The sequence below is a fragment of the Streptomyces sp. SID5643 genome (assembly GCF_009872555.1).
GTDB lineage: Bacteria > Actinomycetota > Actinomycetes > Streptomycetales > Streptomycetaceae > Streptomyces > Streptomyces iakyrus.
In genome coordinates, this window is record NZ_WWIC01000002.1 from 109,372 (window position 1) to 131,139 (window position 21,768).

General features: G+C 71.6%; 20 protein-coding genes. 12 read left to right on the plus strand and 8 right to left on the minus strand.

From position 1 onward, the window contains the following. Positions 1–2: 2 nt before the first annotated feature. Positions 3–689 carry a response regulator transcription factor gene (locus GTY56_RS00710; RefSeq protein ID WP_161361437.1) on the minus strand — a complete coding sequence of 229 codons (687 nt, stop codon included), beginning with the start codon at positions 687–689 and terminating at the stop codon, positions 3–5. Positions 690–980: 291 nt separating this feature from the next. Between GTY56_RS00710 and GTY56_RS00715 the strand changes: the two genes are divergently transcribed. The 8 genes from GTY56_RS00715 to GTY56_RS00745 all read left to right on the plus strand — a co-directional run bounded on the left by GTY56_RS00715 (position 981) and on the right by GTY56_RS00745 (position 7,344). Further along, the gene (locus tag GTY56_RS00715; protein WP_161361439.1) at positions 981–1,757 is read left to right on the plus strand and encodes an amino acid ABC transporter ATP-binding protein; all 777 of its coding nucleotides are present in this window, start codon (positions 981–983) and stop codon (positions 1,755–1,757) included. Between the two features lie 81 nt (positions 1,758–1,838). Next, on the plus strand, positions 1,839–2,675 hold the full coding sequence (locus GTY56_RS00720; protein ID WP_033308288.1) for a glutamate ABC transporter substrate-binding protein: 837 nt from the start codon (positions 1,839–1,841) through the stop codon (positions 2,673–2,675). 84 nt (positions 2,676–2,759) lie between these two features. After that, on the plus strand, positions 2,760–3,425 hold the full coding sequence (locus GTY56_RS00725) for an amino acid ABC transporter permease (RefSeq protein ID WP_161361440.1): 666 nt from the start codon (positions 2,760–2,762) through the stop codon (positions 3,423–3,425). Beyond that, the gene (locus GTY56_RS00730; protein ID WP_161361442.1) at positions 3,422–4,315 is read left to right on the plus strand and encodes an amino acid ABC transporter permease; all 894 of its coding nucleotides are present in this window, start codon (positions 3,422–3,424) and stop codon (positions 4,313–4,315) included. The genes GTY56_RS00725 and GTY56_RS00730 overlap by 4 nt, the downstream gene beginning before the upstream one ends. Positions 4,316–4,491: 176 nt before the next feature. Beyond that, on the plus strand, positions 4,492–6,099 hold the full coding sequence (locus GTY56_RS00735) for an FAD-dependent monooxygenase (RefSeq protein ID WP_161361444.1): 1,608 nt from the start codon (positions 4,492–4,494) through the stop codon (positions 6,097–6,099). Positions 6,100–6,207: 108 nt separating this feature from the next. Next, complete coding sequence (locus GTY56_RS41255; RefSeq protein ID WP_310851512.1) at positions 6,208–6,279, plus strand: putative leader peptide; 72 nt, start codon at positions 6,208–6,210, stop codon at positions 6,277–6,279. Positions 6,280–6,376: 97 nt separating this feature from the next. Further along, positions 6,377–6,928, plus strand: a complete 552-nt coding sequence (locus tag GTY56_RS00740; protein WP_161361446.1) for a cupin domain-containing protein — start codon at positions 6,377–6,379, stop codon at positions 6,926–6,928. Then, complete coding sequence (locus GTY56_RS00745; RefSeq protein WP_346345392.1) at positions 6,925–7,344, plus strand: rhodanese-like domain-containing protein; 420 nt, start codon at positions 6,925–6,927, stop codon at positions 7,342–7,344. Before GTY56_RS00740 ends, GTY56_RS00745 begins: the two co-directional genes overlap by 4 nt. Positions 7,345–7,390: 46 nt before the next feature. On the opposite strand, the gene recX is transcribed toward GTY56_RS00745, so the two are convergent. The 4 genes from recX to GTY56_RS00765 form a co-directional block, all read right to left on the minus strand. Next, positions 7,391–8,203 (minus strand): recombination regulator RecX, encoded by an 813-nt coding sequence (recX, locus tag GTY56_RS00750; protein WP_161361448.1) that lies wholly within the window; start codon positions 8,201–8,203, stop codon positions 7,391–7,393. A 2-nt stretch (positions 8,204–8,205) separates the two neighbouring features. After that, entirely contained in the window at positions 8,206–9,330 is a 1,125-nt protein-coding gene (gene recA, locus GTY56_RS00755; RefSeq protein WP_161361450.1) for a recombinase RecA, read from the minus strand. 931 nt (positions 9,331–10,261) lie between these two features. Next, on the minus strand, positions 10,262–11,533 hold the full coding sequence (locus GTY56_RS00760; RefSeq protein WP_161361452.1) for an AI-2E family transporter: 1,272 nt from the start codon (positions 11,531–11,533) through the stop codon (positions 10,262–10,264). Positions 11,534–11,647: 114 nt separating this feature from the next. After that, positions 11,648–11,842, minus strand: coding sequence for a DUF3046 domain-containing protein (locus GTY56_RS00765; RefSeq protein ID WP_033308279.1), 195 nt, complete (start codon positions 11,840–11,842; stop codon positions 11,648–11,650). A 79-nt stretch (positions 11,843–11,921) separates the two neighbouring features. Here GTY56_RS00765 and GTY56_RS00770 point away from each other — a divergent pair, with 79 nt between their 5' ends. Continuing rightward, positions 11,922–12,866 carry a hypothetical protein gene (locus GTY56_RS00770; RefSeq protein WP_161361454.1) on the plus strand — a complete coding sequence of 315 codons (945 nt, stop codon included), beginning with the start codon at positions 11,922–11,924 and terminating at the stop codon, positions 12,864–12,866. Here the strand turns inward: GTY56_RS00770 and GTY56_RS00775 are convergent, their stop codons facing one another. The 3 genes from GTY56_RS00775 to GTY56_RS00785 are packed head-to-tail and all read right to left on the minus strand — an operon-like array spanning position 12,867 to position 14,756. Continuing rightward, positions 12,867–13,178 (minus strand): AzlD domain-containing protein, encoded by a 312-nt coding sequence (locus GTY56_RS00775; RefSeq protein WP_033308277.1) that lies wholly within the window; start codon positions 13,176–13,178, stop codon positions 12,867–12,869. After that, complete coding sequence (locus tag GTY56_RS00780; protein WP_161361456.1) at positions 13,175–13,903, minus strand: AzlC family ABC transporter permease; 729 nt, start codon at positions 13,901–13,903, stop codon at positions 13,175–13,177. Before GTY56_RS00780 ends, GTY56_RS00775 begins: the two co-directional genes overlap by 4 nt. A 22-nt stretch (positions 13,904–13,925) precedes the next feature. Continuing rightward, positions 13,926–14,756, minus strand: coding sequence for an AraC family transcriptional regulator (locus GTY56_RS00785; protein ID WP_161361458.1), 831 nt, complete (start codon positions 14,754–14,756; stop codon positions 13,926–13,928). Between the two features lie 117 nt (positions 14,757–14,873). On the opposite strand from GTY56_RS00785, the gene GTY56_RS00790 reads away from it, so the two are divergent. From GTY56_RS00790 to GTY56_RS00800, 3 genes are all read left to right on the plus strand, one after another. Beyond that, positions 14,874–19,826 (plus strand): ATP-dependent helicase, encoded by a 4,953-nt coding sequence (locus tag GTY56_RS00790; RefSeq protein WP_161361460.1) that lies wholly within the window; start codon positions 14,874–14,876, stop codon positions 19,824–19,826. A gap of 101 nt (positions 19,827–19,927) precedes the next feature. Beyond that, positions 19,928–20,749: an Fpg/Nei family DNA glycosylase gene (locus tag GTY56_RS00795; protein ID WP_161361462.1), complete on the plus strand. Its 822-nt coding sequence runs from the start codon at positions 19,928–19,930 to the stop codon at positions 20,747–20,749. A gap of 32 nt (positions 20,750–20,781) precedes the next feature. Then, positions 20,782–21,546 carry an SDR family NAD(P)-dependent oxidoreductase gene (locus GTY56_RS00800; RefSeq protein WP_161361465.1) on the plus strand — a complete coding sequence of 255 codons (765 nt, stop codon included), beginning with the start codon at positions 20,782–20,784 and terminating at the stop codon, positions 21,544–21,546. Positions 21,547–21,768: the final 222 nt, after the last annotated feature.

Sequence of the window (21,768 nt, forward strand, 5' to 3'; positions counted from 1 at the left end):
CGCTAACCGGCAGGCGCGACGAGCCGGTAGCCGACTCCGCGTACGGTCTCGATGAGGGCCGGCATCCGCAGCTTGGCGCGCAGGGACGCGACATGCACCTCCAGGGTGCGCCCGGTCCCCTCCCAGCTGGTCCGCCACACCTCGCTGATGATCTGCTCCCGGCGGAAGACCACCCCGGGCCGCTGCGCCAGCAGGGCCAGCAGGTCGAACTCCTTGCGGGTCAGCTGGACCACCGACCCGTCCACGCTGACCCGGCGGGTGGGCAGCTCGATGTGCACCGGGCCGAGCCGCAGCTCGGTCTCGATGCCGCTGGAGGTGTCCTCGTGGGAGGTGCGCCGGCTGACCGCGTGGATGCGGGCGAGCAGCTCCCCGGTGTCGTAGGGCTTCACCACGTAGTCGTCGGCGCCCAGGTTGAGGCCGTGGATGCGGGAGCGCACGTCGGAGCGGGCGGTGACCATGATCACCGGGGTGCTGGTGCGCTTGCGGATCTTGCCGCAGACCTCGTAGCCGTCCTGGTCGGGCAGGCCGAGGTCGAGGAGGACGACGCCGAAGCAGTCGCCCTCGGGAACGAGTGCCTGGAGGGCCTCCTCACCGCTGCGCGCGTGCGTGACGTCGAACCCGTGCCGCGCCAGAACCGCCGACAGGGCGGCGGCGACGTGGTTGTCGTCCTCGACGAGCAGCAGTCTCATCCGGTCCCCCTTCGGTTCACTGGCCGTACGATCTAGATGTGTACAAAAAACGCGTGCACGCGCGCGCGTGCACCTTGTGCAGTCACGCTGATGGATGAGGACGGCGTCAAGAGGGTTCCGGTTGCGGGCCGCTTCCGTTACCCGGCTGGTATGAGCGCCGCTCCCAAGTGCTACGACACGTGTCCGATTGCTATCGGATCGTGATGCTCAGATTCCCCTCAGATGTAATGACGCAGGTCGTACGGGGTTACTACTGTCCTCCGAAACCGAGGAGGACGGAGCCTGAGAGCGATGACCGAAGTATCGGTGGCCAAGGAAGATGTGGCCGCGACCGGAGAACTGGTCGTCCTGAAGAGCGTCAACAAGCACTTCGGCGCGTTGCACGTACTCCAGGACATCGACCTGACGATCGCCCGCGGTGAAGTCGTCGTGGTCATCGGACCCTCCGGGTCCGGCAAGTCCACCCTGTGCCGCACCATCAACCGCCTGGAGACGACCGACTCCGGCTCGATCACGATCGACGGCAAGCCGCTGCCCGCCGAGGGCAAGGCACTGGCGAAGCTGCGCGCCGACGTCGGGATGGTCTTCCAGTCCTTCAACCTCTTCGCGCACAAGACCGTGCTCGAGAACGTGATGCTCGGCCAGATCAAGGTCCGCAAGAAGGACAAGAAGACGGCCGAGGAGCGGGCCCGGGCCCTGCTCGACCGGGTCGGCGTGGGCGCGCAGGCCGAGAAGTACCCGGCTCAGCTCTCCGGCGGCCAGCAGCAGCGCGTCGCCATCGCACGGGCGCTGGCCATGGAGCCGAAGGTGATGCTCTTCGACGAGCCGACCTCCGCGCTCGACCCCGAGATGATCAACGAGGTGCTGGAGGTCATGCAGCAGCTCGCCCGCGACGGCATGACCATGATCGTCGTCACCCATGAGATGGGTTTCGCACGATCGGCTGCAAACCGCGTGGTGTTCATGGCGGACGGCCGAATCGTCGAGGAGGCTGCGCCCGACCAGTTCTTCAGCAACCCGCGCAGCGATCGTGCCAAGGACTTCTTGTCGAAGATCCTGCATCACTGACGGCGCGGGTCGCGCCCGACGCGCCCCTGTCGCCCGCCCTTTGAGGGTTCGCATCTCTTCACCAGCCAAAGGATGTTCATCATGAAGCTCCGCAAGGTCACCGCCGCCTCGGCCACCGTCTTCGCTCTCGCCCTCACCGCCACCGCGTGCGGCGGCGACTCTGGCGACGACTCCGGTTCCGACGGCGGCGGCAAGACGATCACCGTCGGCATCAAGTTCGACCAGCCCGGCCTCGGCCAGAAGACGCCGCAGGGTTACGCCGGCTTCGACGTCGACGTCGCCACGTACGTCGCGAAGAAGCTCGGTTACAACGAGGACCAGATCGAGTGGAAGGAGGCGAAGAGCGCCGACCGCGAGACCATGCTGCAGCGCGGTGACGTCGACTTCATCGCCGCGACCTACTCGATCACCCCGGAGCGCCAGGAGAAGGTCGACTTCGCCGGGCCGTACCTGCTGGCGCACCAGGATGTTCTGGTTCGGGCGGACGACAACAAGATCAAGTCTCCGAAGGACCTGAACAACGCCAAGCTGTGCTCGGTCACCGGCTCCACCTCGGCGCAGAACGTCAAGGACAAGCTGGCTCCCAAGGCGCAGCTGCAGCCTTACCCGACGTACTCCGCCTGCCTGCCCGGTCTGCAGAACGGTGCCGTCGACGCGTTGACCACCGACGACTCGATCCTCGCCGGTTACGCGGCCCAGTCGCAGTTCAAGGGCAAGTTCAAGCTCGGCGGCTTCAAGCTGACCAACGAGAACTACGGCATCGGCGTCAAGAAGGGCAGCGACCTCAAGGACAAGATCAACAAGGCTCTTGAGGACATGGTCGCCGACAAGGCCTGGCAGGAGGCCGTGGACAAGAACCTCGGCCCGGCCAACTACAAGAACGAGCCGGCGCCGAAGATCGGCGAGATCAAGAGCTGAAGCAGCGCCTGACAGGGTGCGCCGCCCACCGGAAGGGGCGGCGCACCGGCGTGGGCATCCCTACACGCGGAAGCACGGGAGATCGTGTTCGACTTTCTTGAGGATTACGACCTGCTGGGAGCCTTCTGGACGACAGTGCAGCTCGCTGTGCTCTCCGCCGTCGGCTCCCTGATCTGGGGCACTCTGCTGGCCGCCATGCGCGTCGGCCCGGTGCCGCTGATGCGCGCCTTCGGGACCGCGTACGTGAACATCGTGCGGAACATCCCGCTGACCGTCATCATCCTGTTCACGTCGCTGGGCCTGAACCAGACGTTGGGAGTCTCCCTCGGCGCGAACGACGTCGAGACGATCAACTTCCGGCTCGCCGTCCTCGGCCTGATTCTCTACACCTCGTCCTTCGTGTGCGAGGCGCTGCGCTCCGGCATCAACACGGTGCCCGTCGGGCAGGCGGAGGCGGCCCGTGCGATCGGGCTCAGTTTCAACCAGGTGCTTGGCCTGGTCGTGTTGCCACAGGCGTTCCGTTCGTCCGTCGTACCGCTGGCAAATGTGCTGATCGCCCTCATCAAGAACACCACGGTGGCCGCCGCCATCGGTGTCGCCGAAGCGGCGGTACTGATGAAGGAGATGATCGAGAACGAGGCCCAGCTGCTGCTGATCTCGGCGATCATCGCGTTCGGTTTCGTGGTCCTGACGCTGCCGACCGGCCTGATCCTGGGCTGGGTGGGCAAGAAGGTGGCGGTGAAGCGATGAGCTCCGTTCTGTACGACGCCCAGGGGCCTCGCGCCAAGCGGCGCAACGTCGTCCTCACGGCGGTCTTCCTGGTCGCCGTGGCGGCCCTGCTGTGGTGGGTGTTCAAGGCCCTCAAGGACAAGGGCCAGCTGGAATGGGCCCTGTGGGAGCCGTTCGTCCACACCGAGGCCTGGTCCACGTACATCTGGCCGGGTCTGCAGAACACCTTGAAGGCCGCCGCCCTGGCGGTGATCATCGCGCTGCCGCTCGGCGCGGTTCTCGGTATCGCCCGTCTGTCGGACCACGCATGGGTCAGGGTCCCGGCCGCGGTCGTGGTGGAGTTCTTCCGCTCCATCCCCGTTCTGGTGCTGATGATCTTCGGCCTCGCTCTGTTCGCCGAGTACACCAACGTCTCCTCCGACGACCGTCCGCTGTACGCGGTCGTCACCGGCCTGGTCCTGTACAACGCTTCGGTTCTCGCCGAGATCGTCCGGGCGGGCATCCTTGCTCTGCCCAAGGGCCAGTCCGAGGCAGCGCACGCCATCGGCCTGCGCAAGGGGCAACTGATGCGCCTCATCCTGCTGCCGCAGGCGGTCACCGCGATGCTCCCGGCCATCGTGAGTCAGCTCGTCGTCATCGTGAAGGACACCGCCCTCGGCGGCGCGGTCCTGACCTACACAGAGTTGCTCTCCGCTGCCGGCACGATGAGCGGTTACTACGGTGGGAACATCATCGCCAGCCTCACCGTCGTGTCCGTGATTTTCATCGCCCTCAACTTCGCTCTCACCTCGTTCGCGAGCTGGCTGGAGCGCCGGCTGCGGCAGGCGAAGAAGTCGACCGGGGCCGTCGTCGGCGCGAACGACGCGGAGATCGCCGGCACGACGGGTACAGGTGCCGGAGGCACCGTCTGACACCCGGTCACCTCACGTGACACACTGAGGGGCAGTGGCATGATCGCCACTGCCCCTCGTCACTTGACGCAAGCACCGGCAATGGGTTGCATACGTTCTGTGATCGTGCACCCTGCTCCAACTTCCTGTTCACCTACGTCTCTCGAGACACCACCGCGGGCAGGGGGCGCCACGCCGTGGACCCGGTGATCATCGTCGGAGCGGGGCCCGTCGGGCTCACGCTCGCCCTTGCACTGGCACGTCAGGAAGTCCCCTGCGTCGTCCTCGACGAGGGCCCGGGCAAGGACGAACCCCGCGCGGCACGCACCGTCGTCCTGCGCGAGGACACCGCCGCCCTCGTGGAACGGCTGTCCGGTGTGCCTCTCGCCCGAGCCGGTGCGCGCTGGGCCGGATGGCGGTCGATGCGGCGCAAGCAGGTGATGCGCGAGATCGTCTTCGACGGCACCGAGCCCGCTCCCCTGCACATCGCCCAGCACGTGCTGACCGGCGCGCTGCGCGCCGCCCTCACCGGCGAACGGCTCGTCAAAGTCGCCGTGGACAGCCGCCTCGACGGGATCGAGCAGGAGCCCTCCGGCGTCACCGCTCACACCCGCGGTCCCAAGGGCACCTGGTGGCGCGGCAGTTTCCTGGTCGGCTGCGACGGTCCCCGCTCGACCGTGCGCAAGCTCCAGGACATCCGCTTCCCGGGCCGTACGGCGGTGGAACGTCATGCCGTCGCCGCGCTCCGTACAGAACTGCCCTGGTACGACGAGGCGTTGCTGCACCGCCTGCCGCCCTGGCGCATGTCCGGCCCCTCCGCCGGCGAAGTCACCGCCCGGCCACTGCCGGACGGCGTCTGGCGCCTGGACTGGCTCCTGCCGCCCGGCAAGGACCTGGTCACACCCGAACTGCTGCTCACCCGTATCCGGGAGACGCTGGCCGGCTGGGCGGGCGGCACGACCCCGCCGTACGAGCTGCTGGACACCGGTGTCCATACCGTCCATCACCGGCTGGCCCGCCGCTGGCGCGCCGACCGTGTGTTCCTCGCCGGGGACGCCGCCCACCTGCTCGGCGCGCTGGGCACGCACGGGCTGGACGAGGGCCTGCGGGACGCCGACAATCTCGCCTGGAAACTGGCCCTGGCCTGGCACCACGGGCCGCACGAAGCGCTCCTCGACAGCTACCAGACCGAACGCCGGGCGGTCGTCGCCGCCCGGCTCCGCGCCGCCGACCAGGCGCTGCCGCTGCTGCGCGGCGGTGCGGGGCTGCGCGCCGTCGTACCCGGCTCTTCCCGGGGCCACGACGCCCTCCTCACAGAGGGGCACCTGGGGCACGGGCAGCTCGGCGCGCCGGGGGCGTACGCCGACTCACCGCTCGCGCCCCAACACCTCGACGGTCAGACTCCGGTCGAGACACCGCTCGGCGCACCCGTCGCCGATGTGCGGGTCACCGCGGAGGACGGGACCTTCGTCCGGCTGCGGGACCGGCTCGGCCGCGGCGCGCTGCTCGTGGTGCTGATCGCGCCGGGCACGGGCGTATGGGAGCGCAAGCACTGGGTCGGCGCCGGCATCATGCCGCAGCTCGCGGCGGCGGTCACGGCACTGCCGCACCCCGCTGAACTGCTCGTCGCCGAGAGCTATCCGGGCGCGGCCGCGCACACGGTGCTTCTGGTGCGTCCCGACGGGCACCTCGTCACCGCGCTGGGCGGAGTGCGCCCGGCGGACCTGTACGCGGCGGCGGAGGCCACCGTGGGCGGACCGGTGAAGGCGCAGGCAGAGGCCGGTGCTTCGGCCGGCTCGCCCTGAGATCGATCCCGCGGCGATGTGCTCACTGTCACGGTGCGTCCGCATGGTGACAGTGAGTTGACCCGTCCAGGCGCCCGTGGTGTACTCCGGTGCGTGACCGACACCTGTGTGCGCCTGTGGCGGAGGGTCCATATGGACCTCCTCCGCTATGCGGGCTGCGTGTGTCGTCCGTCCTGCTGACTTCGCCTTCTCCTTCTCCGTGTGCGCGCCGCGCTCTGGCCGCGTCGGCTTCCGCGCCTCTTCGCGAACCCTTTTCAGCACCCTCAGGACGGCACCCGTGTCTGTTTCCCTCCCTGCATCCCCGTCTGCGACCTCATCCGTCTCCTCCGCAGGTCCGGCTCCCACGCAGGCCGAGCTCTACGACTTCGTCCGGCGCACGGCCGCCGACACCCGGCTGATCGACTCCCTGCCGCTCGACCCGGAGGGCCGCACCTGGGTGCGGCTGGACGGGCCAGGCGGCAGCGAGGCCTGGCTGATCGGCTGGCCGCCCGGCACGGGCACCGGCTGGCACGATCACGCCGACTCGGTCGGCGCCTTCCTGACCGCGTCGGGCGAACTCAGGGAGAACTCGCTCGCCGCGCGGCTGCCCACCGACGGCTGGAAGACCCTGGAACTCGCCGAGGACGTGGACCGGGAACGCCGGCTGCCGGCCGGCCAGGGCCGCTCCTTCGGCCGGCACCACGTGCACGAGGTGCTCAACGAGTCCCCCGACCGGCACGCGATCTCCGTCCACGCCTACTACCCGCCCCTGCCACAGATCCGCCGCTACAGCCGCAGCGGTCCGGTCCTGCGCCTGGAGCAGGTAGAGCGACCGGAGGACTGGCAGTGAGCGCCGCACCCGGGCCGGCGAGCCGCGATCCCCAACAACCCGTCGGCATCGACGCGTTGCTGGAGCGGGTCCGGGCGGGCTACGAGCGCATCGAACCGCAGGAGGCGTACGAGGCCGCCCGGGCCGGCGACGCGCTCCTGGTCGACATCCGCTACGCCGCCCTGCGCGAACGGGACGGCCTCATCCCCGGCGCCCTGGTCGTCGAGCGCAACGAACTGGAATGGCGCCTCGACCCCCAGGGCAGCCACCGCCTCCCCGAGGCCACGAGCCACGCCCTGCGCATCGTCGTGATCTGCAACGAGGGCTACGCGTCCAGTCTCGCGGCCCAGTCCTTGCACCAGCTGGGGCTGCACCGGGCCACGGATCTGGTGGGCGGCTTCCAGGCATGGCGAGGGGCGGGGCTCCCCGTGGTGTGAGCCGGAGGCCCCCAAGGGCCTGTCGACGAGTCGGTCGGCTGCCGGCTCAGAATCCCTCGTCCACCAGAAAGTCCGTGTCCTCGCCCTCTTCCTCCAGCGCCTGCCTCACCACACGCAGTGCCATGCCTTCGGGGTAACCCTTGCGGGCGAGCATGCCCGCGAGGCGGCGGAGGCGTTTGTCTCGGTCGAGGCCGCGGGTGGAGCGGAGCTTGCGGTCGACGAGTTCCCGGGCGGTCGCCTCTTCCTGCTCGGAGTCGAGCTGGGAGACGGCCTCGTCGATCACTGTGGAGTCGACGCCCTTGGTTCGCAGTTCCCGGGCGAGCGCACGCCGGGCCAGCCCCCGTCCGTGGTGACGGGATTCCACCCAGGCGTCCGCGAAGGCCCCGTCGTTGATGAGACCGACCTCTTCGAACCGGGACAGCACCTCCTCCGCCGCGTCGTCCGGGATCTGCCGCTTGCGCAGGGCGTCGGCGAGTTGCTTACGGGTCCGCGGGGTCCCGGTGAGCAGGCGCAGGCAGATCGCCCGAGCCTGCTCGACCGGGTCCCCAGGAGGTGGCTCCTGCTCGGCCCTCGACGAGGAAGGGACACCTCCGTCCTCGGCGTCGGGGGCCGTCTCGCCGAAGCCGCGCCGACGACGACCACGTCTGCCGCGCGGCCCGCCGTCACGCGGGCCGCTTCTGGGTGAGCCGCCCCCGTGCGGCCAGGTGTCGTCGCCGTCTTCGTTAAGCCGGTCGCCCTCGGGGGGTGTGTCCCCGGAGCCGTCCTCCCTGCTCAGGGCCGAGTTGCCTCCGGTGTCCCTCCCCCGTGGGACACCGGAGGCGGTGTACTCGTACTCCGCCCAGTCGGTTCGCCGTGTCACGGTCAGCTCTTGGCTGCGGCGGCCTTGGACTTGGCGGTCTTGGCCGGTGCCGGGGCGGGGACGGCGGGTGCCGCGTCGGCCGGTGCGGAGACCGCGGCGTCCGTACCCGGCTCGGCGGCCGGCTCCTCGGGACGCACGCCGACGCCCAGCTTCTCCTTGATCTTCTTCTCGATCTCGTTGGCCAGGTCGGGGTTGTCCTTCAGGAAGTTGCGCGCGTTCTCCTTGCCCTGGCCGAGCTGGTCGCCCTCGTACGTGTACCAGGCGCCGGCCTTGCGGACGAAGCCGTGCTCCACGCCCATGTCGATCAGGCCGCCCTCGCGGCTGATGCCCTGGCCGTAGAGGATGTCGAACTCGGCCTGCTTGAAGGGCGGCGCGACCTTGTTCTTGACGACCTTGCAGCGGGTGCGGTTGCCGACCGCCTCCGTGCCGTCCTTCAGGGTCTCGATACGGCGGATGTCGATGCGCACCGAGGCGTAGAACTTCAGGGCCCGGCCACCGGTCGTGGTCTCCGGGGAGCCGAACATCACGCCGATCTTCTCGCGGAGCTGGTTGATGAAGATCGCGGTGGTCTTGGACTGGTTGAGCGCGCTGGTGATCTTCCGCAGGGCCTGGCTCATCAGGCGGGCCTGAAGACCGACGTGGCTGTCGCCCATCTCGCCCTCGATCTCCGCGCGCGGGACCAGCGCTGCGACGGAGTCGATGACGATGAGGTCGAGGGCGCCGGAGCGGACCAGCATGTCCACGATCTCCAGGGCCTGCTCGCCGTTGTCCGGCTGGGAGAGGATGAGGTTGTCGATGTCGACGCCGAGCTTCTTCGCGTACTCGGGGTCGAGTGCGTGCTCCGCGTCCACGAAGGCTACCTGGCCTCCGGCCTTCTGCGCGTTGGCCACCGCGTGCAGGGTCAGGGTGGTCTTACCGGAGGATTCCGGTCCGTAGATCTCGACGACACGGCCGCGGGGCAGGCCGCCCACGCCGAGGGCCACGTCCAGGGCTGTGGACCCGGTCGAGATGACCTCGATGGGCTCCTTGGTCCGGTCGCCCATGCGCATGACCGCGCCCTTGCCGAATTGCCGTTCAATCTGTGCGAGAGCGGCATCAAGGGCCTTCTCGCGGTCGGTTCCTGCCATGGGTTCCACCCGATTTGCTTGAGTCGATCGCTTCACGTCAAAGACGCTAACGCCTGCCACTGACAATGCGCCCCGACGCACGTCCGGCCTGTGGATAACTCGGGCATTTACCTACCCAAAGTACGTCGAAATGCCCTTCGTTGAGCCTCGTCGGCACCTCCATGAGAATGTATGTTCGATTTTCATGTCAAGCGCACCACGCGGCACCGCGTCGCACACGTATCCCGCATCCCGTACCCCGCACCCCGCACCCCGCATCCGGTACCCCGCTGCCCGCAGCCCCTGTTCCGTGTCGGGTGCGTTCGTGCCGGAGTACCGTGCTGCGTCTGCACAGGCAGTGCGCACACTCAAGGGGGAGATGGGATGTGCCGGATCACCGCGGCGGGCAAGGAAGCCGCCGTCGCACGGTTCTTGCAGGAGTTCCCGGACGCACCCCGCGCCGGCCGGAATCACCCCGCACTGCACGGCTGTGACGACATCGCCTGGGCGGGCTTCGGGTGCCCCGCCGGGGTCCCCGCTGCGCGGTCTGCTCGACCCGACCGCGGCTGCCGAGGCCGAGCGGGTGCTCTGCAACGTCCTGATGGACGGTGTCTTCACGATGGGCCCGGCCATGCCGGCAGCTCTGCCGTTCCTGCTCCGCCTCGCCGCCGATCCGGCGGTGCCGGTGCGGACCGAGCTGGTCGAGTTCCTGTTCGTCATCGCGGAGCTCTCACACCCCGTAGACGGGGGCAGTGAGCGGGCGATCCGGTTCCTGGGCAGCGACCGCGACCACCCGGAACGCGCACGGTGCCGGGCCGTGTTCTTCGAGCATGCCGAACTGGTGCGCAGTCTGCTGGACGACCGGACACTGCCGGACGGCCTCATCCCACCTGAGGAGCGGGCGAGCCTGTTGAAGGCCGCGGCGGCCCAGGAGCCGGGCGGTTCGCGCCGCTCACGAGGAGCTCTCCCCCGAGTTCCCGGCCCCGGCCCCGGGCCGCTCCGCCCCCGGCCGCCGTGTCCACAGCCCCCTGGCGCGGGTGAGCAGGCCCGCCCCTTCTCCCCGTCGGTGGTGGCCGTGCACCCGGGGGTCGTCCGTGACGTCGTAGCGCCTGACGTACGCCCCCAGGAACGCCTGGAGTGTGGCGATGGCGGGGATGGCGATGAGCGCGCCGACGGCGCCGAGGAGGGCGGTGCCGGCGATGACCGAGCCGAAGGCGACGGCCGGGTGGATGTCGACGGTCTTGGAGGTCAGCTTGGGCTGCAGCACGTAGTTCTCGAACTGCTGGTAGATCACGACGAAGATCAGCACCCACAGCGCGTACCAGGGGTCCACCGTGAAGGCGATCAGCATGGGCAGGGCGCCCGCGAGGTAGGTGCCGATGGTGGGGATGAACTGCGACACGAGACCCACCCACACGGCGAGCACGGGCGCATAGGGCACGTCCAGGGCCTGCAGCAGGATGAAGTGCGCCACACCTGAGATCAGCGCCATCAGGCCGCGGGAGTAGATGTAGCCGCCGGTCTTGTTCACGGCGATCTCCCACGCGCGCAGCACCTCGGCCTGGCGGGCGGGCGGCAGGACGGAGCAGATGGCGCGGCGCAGGCGCGGGCCGTCCGCGGCGAAGTAGAACGAGAACAGGGCGACCGTGAGCAGTTGGAAGAGGCCCCCGATGACCTGGGCGGACACGTCCAGTACGCCGGTGGCGCTGTTCTGGACGTAGTTGCGCAGCCAGTCGGAGCGGAGCAGGCCCTCCTGGATGTCGACGCGCTTCAGATCGGTCCTGAAGTGCGTGTTGACCCAGTTGATGACGGAGTCGAGGTATTGGGGGAACCCCTCGATCAGCTTGATGATCTGGTCCGCGAGGACGGAACCGAGCAGGGTGACGAAACCGGCCGACACGACCATCACGCCGATGAAGACGACGAACGCGGCGAACCCCCTGCGCATGCCGCGCGTCGCCATCCAGCTCACCGCGGGCTCGATGGCGAGGGCCAGGAAGAACGCGATGAGGATGTTGATCAGCAGGCCGGTGAGCTGGTGGAAGGCCCAGCTGCCCAGCTGGAACACGGCGACGAGGGCGAGCGCGAGCACCATGGCACGGGGCAGCCAGCGCGGCATGCGGCCGTTCGCCCCGGCACCGCCGACCGGGGGCCGGACCGGCGGCGTCGTACCGGAAGCTGGGGGCTGCTGGGCTGCCTGCCCGGTCTCGTCAGTGGGTGCCACGGTCCAAGTCTCGCCCACGCCGCCGACGAGCGTCTGCCCGCCCTGCGATCTTGATGACGGGGCGGCGACGTCCGAGATCGGCAGCCTGTGGTCTGCGTCGCTCGCTCGAAGCGGTCAGCGCCTCTCCCGGGGCACGTCCATCACCGAGCAGACCACCTGCCAGACCTCTTTGGCGCCCCAGCCGGCCTCCAGCGCCTCGTTCACCGTGCGCCCGCCCAGCTCGGACATCACATGATCGCGCGCGAAGGTTTCGGCGTAACCAGGACCGAAGTGCTCCGCCATTCGCTGCCAGAAGACCGTCAACCGCATGCCTCCAGTATCCCGCCCCTGGGGTGGGCCTGAGCCGTGACCGCCTGCCGGCGCCGCTTCGCGCCCTACGGTCTGACCCATGGCCGAAACAGGAGCTACCGAAGTCCCCCCGACGCCCCCGCCGCACAGCCCCGTCACGCGCGCGGAGCGGTTCGTCTGGCTCACCGCGCGCGTGCTCGAACAGCGCCGCTTCGCCCACCACTTCCGGGGCGCCGCCGCCGACCCGGTGGAGACGGCCCTGGACGCCTACCGCAACGAGGACGGCGGGTACGGCCACGCGCTGGAACCCGACCTGCGCGGGCCGGTCAGCCAGCCGTTGCACACCGCGCACGCCCTGCGGGTGCTGGACGCGGTCGGACGCTGTGCCGGCCAGCGCGTGGAGCGCATGTGCCGCTACCTGACGTCCGTGTCGACTGCGGACGGCGCCCTCCCGGCGATCCACCCCAGCCAGCGCGACTACCCCACGGCTCCCTTCGTGACGGTGGTGGACGATCCGCCCAGCGACCTGCTGGCCACCGGGCCGGTGGTGGGACTGCTGCACCGCAACGAGGTGTGGCACGCCTGGCTCTTCCGGGCGACGGACTTCTGCTGGCAGGCGGTCGAGTCCCTGGAGAAGTCGCACCCCTACCAGATCGAGGCCGCCGTGGCCTTCCTGGACTCCGCCCCCGACCGTCCGCGCGCTGAGGCGGCCGCCGCCCGTCTCGGCCGCCTGGTCCGCGCACACCGCCTCGCGGCCCTGGATCCCGGCGACCTCGACGCCTGGCCGGTGTCCCCAGGCTATGCCCCGGGGGAGCATCACTTCCCGTACGACTACGCGCGGACACCGCGCTCCCTCGCGCGCGCGTGGTTCACGGACGACGAGATGGCCCGGTCCCTGGACCATCTCGCGGCCCAGCAGCAGGAGGACGGCGGCTGGCCCGTCCGGTGGCGCCGCTGGGCCCCGGCCCCCGCCCTGGAAGCCCGCCCGCTCGTGACCATCGAGGCCCTGTGCGTGCTCAGCGCGTACGGCCGCGCCATCGACTGATCATCCGGCCCCCATGGCCCGCGCCCCCGCGGTGACCAGCACGGCCGCGGCGACGACCAGCAGGAAGGGGGCGCGCAGCATCAGCGCGACGGCCGCGGCGGCGAGTCCGGCGGCCCGCGCGTCCAGCACCAGCGTCTGTCCGTCGGCGAAGGTCTGCTGGGCGGTGAGGGCCGCGAGCAGTGCTACGGGCAGCAGTGCGGCGAGGCGTTTGACAAGGGGCCGCTCCAGGGCTCCCGCAGGCACCAGGAGCCCGGCGAGCTTGACGGCGTAGCACCCGAGGACGGTCACACCGATCGCGATCCAGACGTTCACCGCGCGTCCCCCCGTCCCCGGCGCCGGCCGTCCGCCCACAGCACGGCCGGCGCAGCCAGCGCGGCCAGCAGCACCGGTACCCCGGCGGGCAGGACGGGCAGCAGCCCGAGCCCCAGCAGCACGGCAAGCCCGGCGACGGCCCGCTCGGTGCCGGTCCTCAGCATCGGCGCGAGCAGGGCCAGGAAGACCGCGGGGCCGGCGGCGTCCAGGCCCCAGGCGTCGGTGTCCCCGATGGCCTCGGCGCCCAGGGCGCCGAGCAGTGTCGTGAGGTTCCACAGGAGGTACAGGGTCAGCCCGGTCACGACGAATCCGAGCCGCGCGGCGCGGCGGGTGGGCTGGGCGAGCGCGACGGCGGCCGTCTCGTCGATCACCCACTGAGCGGCGAACGGCCGCACCGCGCGCGGGAGCGCCAGCAACTGCGACAGGCGCAAGCCGTAGAAGGCGTTCCGCACGCCGAGGAAGAGGGCCCCCGCGGCGGCGGTGAACGGGGCGCCTCCGGCCGCGAGTGCCCCCACCAGGGCGAACTGGGACGCGCCGGTGAACACCAGAAGACTGAGCGCGCACGTCTGCGCCAGTGTGAGTCCGCTGCCGGCCGAGGTCACTCCGAAGGCGAACCCGGACAGCCCGACGGCCACCCCGACCCCCAGGGCGTCGCGCACGACGGCCCGGTCCGCCTTCCCACCGATGTCCACGTTTTCATCTTCGAGACCTGTTCGTTCTGCCACACCCGCACGCTACGGCCGGCGGCTACCGCAGATCTTGTACGTTCTTGCGCTCCCTCTGGTAAGCGCCGGGAGGCACGCCGACCATCCGGGTGAAGTGCCGGTTGAGGTGCGGCTGATCGGTGAACCCGACGGCTACGGCTGCCTCGGAGGGCGCCGTCCCCGCGTCCAGCAGCTGCCGCGCCCGCCGTATCCGTGCGTCCGTGAGCCACGCGTGCGGCGGCATGCCGTAGACGTCCCGGAAGGCCCTCAGCAGGGCGAACGGGCTGGTCCCGAGGCCGGCCGCCAGCTGCCCCAGGCTGGGCGGCTGTGCCATCCGCTCCTCCAGCACATGACGCGCGCGTGCCGCGATCCGGGCTCCCGCCGTCCGCACCTCCCGCTGCGGCAGCAGCCCGCCGTTCAACCGCAGCAGCCTGGTCACGGCGACGCGCAGCAGCGTGTCCGCGGCCAGCGCGTTGCCCTCGTCGGCGGCCCGCAGCACCTGGTGCACCAGGCCGGCGGCGCAGGGATCGTCCACGACCGGACTGACGAACCCGGGTGTCCCCCGCAGGGCCGTCGTCTCGGCCGCGATCTCCGCCACCACGCCGGGCGGCGGGTACAGGGCCCCGTACCGCCACCCCTCGGGCACCCCGGCCCGCCCGGTGTGCGGCGTATCGGGATTCACCAGTGCGAGGGCCCCGGCCCCCGCGTACTGATCGCCCCCGCCGTGGTGGAACACCTCCACGCCGTCGGCGATGGCGGCGATCACGAAGTTCTCGTGCGTGTGCCGGACGAACGTCTTGTGCACGTACCGGGCCCGCAGCAGATCGACCCCGGGCAGCTCGTCGTACTGCCAGTGGCGTGCACGCTCGTTCATACGACCATTGTCCGCGGTGGCGGTCCGGACGCTGCACCCGCGGCCGGACCCGGCGGCGAACGGCAGGCCGCGAGGCGGCGCGGGCCCGTTGTCAGTGCCGAGGTGCACGATGGACGCATGCCCAGCAATGCGCACCGAGCCCTGGACGGCTTCTCCCCCGCGACCCGCGCCTGGTTCACGGGTGCCTTCTCCGCGCCCACCTCGGCCCAGGCCGGTGCGTGGCAGGCCATCCACGAGGGTTCGGACGTGCTGGTCGTCGCTCCGACCGGCTCCGGAAAGACCCTGGCGGCCTTCCTGGCCGCTCTCGATCAGCTGGCCTCGACTCCTCCCCCTGCGGATCCGAGGAAGCGCTGCCGCGTCCTGTACGTCTCGCCCCTGAAGGCCCTGGCGGTCGACGTCGAGCGCAACCTGCGCAGCCCGCTGACGGGCATCCGCCAGGAGTCCGTGCGCCTCGGCCTGCCCGAGCCCGAGGTCAAGGTGGGCATCCGCTCGGGCGACACCCCCGCCGCCGAGCGCCGCGCCCTGTCGACCCGTCCGCCGGACATCCTGATCACGACCCCGGAATCGCTGTTCCTGATGCTGACGTCGGCCACGCGCGACGCGCTGGCGGGCGTGGAGACCGTGATCCTCGACGAGGTGCACGCGGTCGCCGGCACCAAGCGCGGCGCCCATCTCGCGCTCTCCCTGGAGCGGCTGGACGACCTCCTGTCGAAGCCCGCCCGCCGCATCGGCCTGTCCGCGACGGTCCGCCCGGTGGACGAGGTGGCCCGTTTCCTCTCGCCCCGCCGCAAGGTGGAGATCGTCCAGCCGGAGTCGGGCAAGGAGTTCGACCTGTCGGTGGTCGTCCCGGTCGAGGACCTGGGCGAGCTGGGCGGCTCCCCGGTTGCGGACGGCCAGGAAGGCGCCGAGCGCCCGTCCATCTGGCCGCATGTGGAGGAGCGGATCGCAGACCTGGTCCAGTCCCACCGCTCGACGATCGTCTTCGCGAACTCCCGCCGCCTCGCGGAGCGCCTCTGCAACCGCCTGAACGAGATCGCGTACGAACGGGCCACGGGCGAGACGCTCGAAGAGCACCACTCCCCCGCGGAGCTCATGGGCGGCTCGGGAGCGGCCCAGGGCGCTCCCCAGGTCATCGCCCGTGCCCACCACGGCTCGGTGTCCAAGGAGCAGCGCGCCCTGGTCGAGGAGGACCTCAAGGCGGGCCGCCTGCCCGCGGTCGTGGCCACGTCCAGTCTCGAACTGGGCATCGACATGGGCGCGGTGGACCTGGTCGTGCAGGTGGAGTCGCCGCCCTCCGTCGCTTCCGGCCTGCAGCGCGTCGGCCGGGCCGGGCACCAGGTGGGTGCGGTCTCCACGGGAGTGGTCTTCCCGAAGTACCGCGGCGACCTGGTGCAGGCGGCGGTGGTCACCGAGCGCATGCGCACCGGCTCCATCGAATCCCTCAAGGTCCCCGCCAACCCCCTGGACGTCCTGGCGCAGCAGGTGGTCGCCATGACGGCCCTGGACACCTGGCAGTTCGACGACCTCCTCGCCGCCGTCCGCCGGGCGGCCCCCTTCGCCTCGCTGCCGGAGTCGGCCTTCACGGCCGTCCTCGACATGCTGGCCGGCCGCTACCCGTCGGACGCGTTCGCGGAGCTGCGCCCGCGCGTGGTGTGGGACCGGGTCACCGGCGAGATCACCGGCCGCCCCGGCGCTCAGCGCCTCGCCGTCACCTCCGGCGGCACGATCCCCGACCGCGGTCTCTTCGGCGTCTTCCTCGCGGGCGCCGACCCCAAGAAGGGCGGCGGCCGGGTCGGCGAGCTCGACGAGGAGATGGTCTACGAGTCCCGCGTGGGTGACGTCTTCACGCTCGGCACCAGTTCCTGGCGCATCGAGGACATCACCCGCGACCGCGTCCTGGTCTCCCCGGCCCCGGGGGTGCCGGGCCGGCTGCCCTTCTGGAAGGGCGACCAGCTGGGCCGCCCGCTGGAACTGGGCCGGGCGGTGGGCGCGTTCCTGCGGGAGGTCGGATCGCTGTCCGAGGACGACGCCCGACTCCGTCTCCTGGCCGCCGGCCTGGACGCGTGGGCGGCGGACAACGTGCTGTCCTACCTGGCCGAGCAGCGCGAGGCCTGCGGCCACATCCCGGACGACCGGACGATCGTCGTGGAGCGCTTCCGTGACGAGCTCGGCGACTGGCGCGTGGTCGTGCACTCGCCGTTCGGCGCCCAGGTGCACGCCCCGTGGGCGCTCGCGCTCGGCACGAAGCTGTCCGAGCGGTACGGCATGGACGCGCAGGTCATGCACGCGGACGACGGCATCGTGCTGCGCCTCCCGGATGCCGATCTCATGGGCCTGGACCTGCTGGACCAGGAGCCGGTGAGGACGGGCCGGGAGTACGACGCCGAGCAGGCCCCCGTGGGCGCGGCGGACGTCGTCTTCGACAAGGGCGAGGTCGACCAGGTCGTCACCGACCAGGTGGGCAGTTCCGCCCTGTTCGCCTCCCGCTTCCGTGAGTGTGCCGCCCGCGCGCTGCTGCTGCCGCGGCGCAACCCGGGCAAGCGCACCCCGCTGTGGCAGCAGCGGCAGCGCGCCTCGCAGCTGTTGCAGGTGGCGAGCGAGTTCGGCTCGTTCCCGATCGTCCTGGAGGCGGTCCGCGAGTGCCTCCAGGACGTCTTCGACGTCCCCGGCCTCGTGGAGCTGATGGGGGATCTGGAGTCCCGCAAGGTCCGCCTGGTCGAGGTCACCACGGCCGAACCGTCCCCCTTCGCGCGCTCCCTGCTCTTCGGCTACGTCGCCCAGTTCCTGTACGAGGGCGACTCCCCGCTGGCCGAGCGCCGCGCCGCCGCCCTGTCGCTGGACTCCCGGCTGCTGGCGGAGCTCCTCGGCCAGGCGGAGCTGCGCGAGCTGCTCGACGCCGAGGTGCTGACCGAGCTGGAGCGGGAGCTGCAGTGGCGCACCGAGGACCGCCGCGTCAAGGACGCCGAGGGCGTCGCGGACCTCCTGCGCCTCCTCGGCCCGCTCACGGAGGCCGAACTGTCCGAGCGGGGCGCCGAACCGCGGTGGGCGCAGGAACTCACCGGTGCCCGCCGCGCCATCCGGGTCCGGGTCGCGGGCCAGGACCACTGGGCGGCGATCGAGGACGCGGGCCGCCTGCGCGACGCGCTGGGCACCGCCCTGCCGGTCGGTGTCCCGGAAGCCTTCACCGAGCCCGTCAAGGACCCGCTCGGCGACCTCCTCGCCCGCTACGCCCGCACCCACGGCCCGTTCACCTCGGCCACGGCAGCGGCCCGCTTCGGCCTGGGCGTCGCCGTCACCGAGGGCGCCCTCCAGCGGCTGGCGGCGGCGGGCCGGGTCGTCCAGGGCGAGTTCCACCCGGCCGGGATCGGCCAGGAGTGGTGCGACGCCGCCGTGCTGCGCCGACTGCGCCGCCGCTCCCTGGCCGCCCTGCGGCACGAACTGGAGCCCGTGCCGCCCGCGGCGCTCGCCCAGTTCCTCCCTCAGTGGCAGCACATCGGCAAGGGCCACTCCCTGCGCGGCATCGACGGGCTGGTCCGGGCCATCGAGCAGGTCCAGGGCGCGTCCGTACCGGCCTCCGCCCTGGAGAAACTGGTCCTGCCCTCCCGAGTCGTGAACTACACCCCGGCGATGCTGGACGAGCTGACCGCAGCCGGAGAGGTGGTCTGGGCCGGGGCGGGCTCCCTCCCCGGGAAGGACGGCTGGGTCTCCCTCTACCTGGCGGACGCGGCGCCCCTGCTCCTGCCGCCTCCGCACCCCTTGGAGCTCACCGCACTGCACCAGTCCGTCCTGGACACCCTCTCCGGCGGCTACGGCCTGTTCTTCCGCCAGATCGCCGACCAGGTCCGCGCCACCACGCACCCCGAGGCCACCGACCCCCAGCTGGCCGACACCCTCTGGGACCTGGCCTGGTCCGGCCGCCTGACGAACGACACCCTCACCCCCATGCGCTCCCTGCTCGGCTCGGGCCGCACCGCGGGCTCCACGGCCCACCGCGCCAAGCGCGCGGTCCCGCGCGGCCGCTACGGCTCCCTGACGGCCGCGGCGCGCACCGCGTCCCGCTCCGGCCCGCCGACGGTCGCGGGCCGCTGGTCCCTGCTGCCCGCCCATGAGCCCGACCCCACCGTGCGGGCCCATGCCCTCGCCCGCACCCTCCTCGACCGGCACGGCGTGGTCACCAGGGGCGCGGTGTCGGCGGAGGGCGTCGAGGGCGGCTTCTCGGCGACGTACCGCGTCCTGTCCGTCTTCGAGGAGAGCGGCCAGGCCCGCCGCGGCTACGTGGTGGAGGGCCTCGGCGCCGCGCAGTTCGCGATGGACGGCGCGGTGGACCGCCTGCGCGCGGTGTCCAACGCCCGTGACCGCGGCGAGGAGCTGCCCGGCCCGCCTCCCCGCTCCGGACCGGCCCCGTTCCCCGCCGCTGATCTCACCGGCCCGGACGACTCGGCCCCCGCCCACGACTTCGCCGGACCGGACGACTCCGCCCCCTCCCACGACCACACCTTCGACCCCGGCCCCGACGGCTTCCCCGGCCTCGACGCCTCCTACGACGCTCCCCGCCCGTCGCGGGACGAGTGGGTCTCGCCCCGCGACTACGCCCCGCAGCCCGCACCCTCCTGGCAGAACGGCGGGCGCGCAGCGTACGACCAGGGGTTCGCGGGCCGCCGCACCCGCCCCGACGGCGCCTCCCGGGCCGTCGTCCTCGCCGCCGCCGACCCGGCGAACGCGTACGGCGCCGCCCTGGCCTGGCCCGAGCCCCCGACCGGCGCCGGGCACAAGCCGGGCCGCAAAGCGGGCTCCCTGGTGGTGCTCGTGGACGGTGAACTGACCCTCTACATGGAGCGGGGTGGCAAGACCCTGCTGGCCTGGGCCGCCGACCCGGACGGCGCCCCCGCCGACGACCCCCGCCTGCGCAGCGCCGCGGAGGCCCTCGCGGCGGCGGCCCGCGCGGGTTCGCTCGGCACGGTCACGGTGGAGCGCGTGAACGGCGCCCAGGCCCTGACGTCCCCGGTCGGAACCCTCCTGGAAGGAGCGGGCTTCATCGCGACCCCCCGAGGACTCCGCCTGCGCGCCTGACCCCCCGGCCACGCCGGCCGATCCGGCCCCGCACACAGCCGGTCACGCCCCTCAACCAGCCGATCCGGCCGCCCACGCATCCGTCGTGCCACCCTTGACCCATGCCCGAAGGTGACACGGTCTGGCAGGCCGCGAGGCGGTTGCACGACGCCCTCGCGGGCAAGGTGCTGACCCGCAGCGATCTGCGGGTCCCGCGCTTCGCGACGGCCGACCTCACGGGCCGCGCGGTCCTGGACGTCGCCGCGCGCGGCAAGCACCTCCTCACCCGCATCGACGGCGGCCTCACCCTCCACTCCCACCTGCGGATGGACGGTTCCTGGAAGGTGTACGGGAACGGCCAGCGCTGGAGCGGGGGTCCCGGCCACCAGATCCGCGCGATCCTCGGCAACACCGATCGCACGGCCGTCGGCTACCGCCTCCCCGTCCTGGAACTGCTGCGCACCACCGACGAGCACCGCGCGGTCGGCCACCTCGGCCCCGACCTCCTGGGGCCCGACTGGGACCCGGACCGGGCCCTCGCCAACGTCCTCCAGGACCCCGCCCGCGAACTCGGCGAGGCCCTGCTCGACCAGCGCAACCTCGCCGGCATCGGCAATGTCTACAAGAGCGAACTCTGCTTCCTGCTCGGCGTCACCCCCTGGCTCCCGGCCGGCGACCTTCCCCCCGACCGCGCCACGAAGCTGCCCGCGCTCGCCAAGAAGCTGCTGGAGACCAACCGCGACCGCCCGATCCGCATCACGACGGGCCTCCGCGGCCAGGACCTCTTCGTGTACGGCCGGGCCCGCCGCCCCTGCCTGCGCTGCCGTACCCCGATCCGGGTCGCCGACCAGGGCGACGGCTCCCGCGAACGCCCCACCTACTGGTGCCCCACCTGCCAGCCCGGCCCGGCCCCCGCTCCGGCCCGGCGCGGCCACACTAATTGACGATCCGTCAGAAACGCTCGTACGGTCCCTGTATGCCCGTCACGGCGTACGACCTCACCGGCCGCACCGCGTTCGTCACCGGCGCCGCGAGCGGCATCGGCCGCGCCTCGGCGCTGCTGCTCGCCGAGGCCGGGGCGACCGTGCACTGCGCGGACCGTGACGCCGAGGGTCTGCACGAGACGGCGAGCCTGATCAAGGACAGCGGTGGCACCGCCCGCACCCACACCCTCGACGTCACCGACCGGGCCGGGCTCCGGCAGGCCCTCACCTCCTGCGAACGCCTGGACGCCCTGGCCGCGGTCGCCGGGATCATGCACCGCAGTCCTGTGCTGGAGACCCGGGACGAGGACCTCGACCGGGTCCTCGACGTCAACTTCAAGGGAGTGCTGTACGCCTGCCAGGAGGCCGCCCGCCTCATGATCGCCCGCGGCACCCGGGGCAGCATCGTCACCATGGCCTCGGGCGCCGTCGACACGGGCGGCCCGGGGCTGCTCTGCTACGGCGCGGCCAAGGCGGCGGTGGTGCAGCTGACGAAGACCCTCGCGACGGAGGTCGGCCGGCACGGCATCCGGGTCAACGCGGTCGCCCCGGGCTGGATCCGTACGCCGATGACCGACCGCGGCGACAGCGGCTCCACGGCACACACGGAGTCCGTCATGGCCCGGATGTCACCCCTGGGCCGCGTGGGCGAGCCCGAGGACATCGCCCACGCGATCCTTCACCTGGTCTCCGAGGCCTCGGCCTTCACGACGGGCCAGATCCTCCGCCCCAACGGAGGTGTGGCCATGCCGTGGTGACAGAACCCCCCGCCGTGCCGTGGTGACAGGACCCCGGCCGTCGAGACACGCACGACACGCCCCCCAACCGGGCCACCACCGGCATGCGACCAGTCCGCACCCGAAGCGTCCCCTACCCTCCCCCCGGCTTCACCCCTGTGGCACCCCCGTCTCCGGCCCGGGCCCCCACCCCGGCCTTCAACACCCTCTGCCACCGCCCCGCCCCCACAACCCCCCGAGCCC

What these genes read in the sequence shown, in the direction of transcription:
- GTY56_RS00785 (WP_161361458.1), bottom strand. Translation starts at nt 14,756, where the DNA reads ATGAACGAGCGTGCACGCCACTGGCAGTACGACGAGCTGCCCGGGGTC.
- GTY56_RS00795 (WP_161361462.1), top strand. Translation starts at nt 19,928, where the DNA reads ATGCCCGAAGGTGACACGGTCTGGCAGGCCGCGAGGCGGTTGCACGAC.
- GTY56_RS00770 (WP_161361454.1), top strand. Translation starts at nt 11,922, where the DNA reads ATGGCCGAAACAGGAGCTACCGAAGTCCCCCCGACGCCCCCGCCGCAC.
- GTY56_RS00710 (WP_161361437.1), bottom strand. Translation starts at nt 689, where the DNA reads ATGAGACTGCTGCTCGTCGAGGACGACAACCACGTCGCCGCCGCCCTG.
- GTY56_RS00730 (WP_161361442.1), top strand. Translation starts at nt 3,422, where the DNA reads ATGAGCTCCGTTCTGTACGACGCCCAGGGGCCTCGCGCCAAGCGGCGC.
- GTY56_RS00720 (WP_033308288.1), top strand. Translation starts at nt 1,839, where the DNA reads ATGAAGCTCCGCAAGGTCACCGCCGCCTCGGCCACCGTCTTCGCTCTC.
- GTY56_RS00765 (WP_033308279.1), bottom strand. Translation starts at nt 11,842, where the DNA reads ATGCGGTTGACGGTCTTCTGGCAGCGAATGGCGGAGCACTTCGGTCCT.
- recA (WP_161361450.1), bottom strand. Translation starts at nt 9,330, where the DNA reads ATGGCAGGAACCGACCGCGAGAAGGCCCTTGATGCCGCTCTCGCACAG.
- GTY56_RS00790 (WP_161361460.1), top strand. Translation starts at nt 14,874, where the DNA reads ATGCCCAGCAATGCGCACCGAGCCCTGGACGGCTTCTCCCCCGCGACC.
- GTY56_RS00715 (WP_161361439.1), top strand. Translation starts at nt 981, where the DNA reads ATGACCGAAGTATCGGTGGCCAAGGAAGATGTGGCCGCGACCGGAGAA.
- GTY56_RS00800 (WP_161361465.1), top strand. Translation starts at nt 20,782, where the DNA reads ATGCCCGTCACGGCGTACGACCTCACCGGCCGCACCGCGTTCGTCACC.